Annotated in this window: 1 protein-coding gene; it reads right to left on the bottom strand. The window is 45.3% G+C overall.

Features of this window, described 5'->3' with window-relative positions; translation table 11 throughout:
* Positions 1-780 (bottom strand): glycosyltransferase (locus AB4512_RS22630; protein ID WP_372175779.1); only part of this gene is annotated, 780 nt, incomplete at both ends.

The following is a 780-nucleotide window of genomic DNA, read 5'->3' as shown; positions in this document are numbered from 1 at the left end:
TTGGCTCTTCAAAAGCAAACCCAGTCGCGACTTCAGGATCTTCATCGTAATCATTCACGCTGTCTTTTAAACCTCCCACAGAACGAACAATCGGCAAAGTACCGTAAGCCATGCTGTAGATTTGGTTTAAGCCACACGGTTCAAATTCCGAAGGCATCAAGAAGAAATCAGAGCCTGCTTCAACCAAGTGCGCAAGTTCATTATTGTACGCTTCTACGAACGAGAACTTATCTGAGTGAAGCGCTGATAGCTCTTTCAATTGACTCGCCAAAACCGGATCGCCAGTACCGACAATCACGATCTGAAGATCATTTTTCAAAAACTGTTCGATGATAGGCAGTAAGTAATGAACACCTTTTTGATTCGTCAAGCGACAAACCATGCCATAAACCGCGCAATCGGCAACGGGTAAACCTACATCTTGTTGCAGTTTTTGCTTACAAGCTGATTTTCCGCGAGCCATGCTGTGCTTGGTCGCTTTGTATTTACGAGGAAGGAAAGCATCAGTTTCCGGATTCCAAGCCCCATAATCACACCCATTCAAAATGCCGAACAGATCAGCAGATCTGTGTTGGAATTCTGCAGCCATACCGTGGCTACCTAATTCCGTTTTCAACTCTTCTGCATAGGTAGGACTTACTGCGTTCACTTTATCCGCACACATCACTCCAGCTCTTAGCATAGTGACATGAGTGTCACTCACTGAAGCTTCAGGCGCATGGTAACTGTGCATCTCTGGCAGGAATTGAAGTTCATCGTAGGCGAACACACCTTTGAAAA

The organism is Vibrio sp. 10N.222.52.B7 (assembly GCF_041474275.1).
GTDB classification, from domain to species: Bacteria; Pseudomonadota; Gammaproteobacteria; order Enterobacterales; family Vibrionaceae; genus Vibrio; species Vibrio crassostreae_C.
This window is presented reverse-complemented; position numbering and strand designations above follow the sequence as displayed.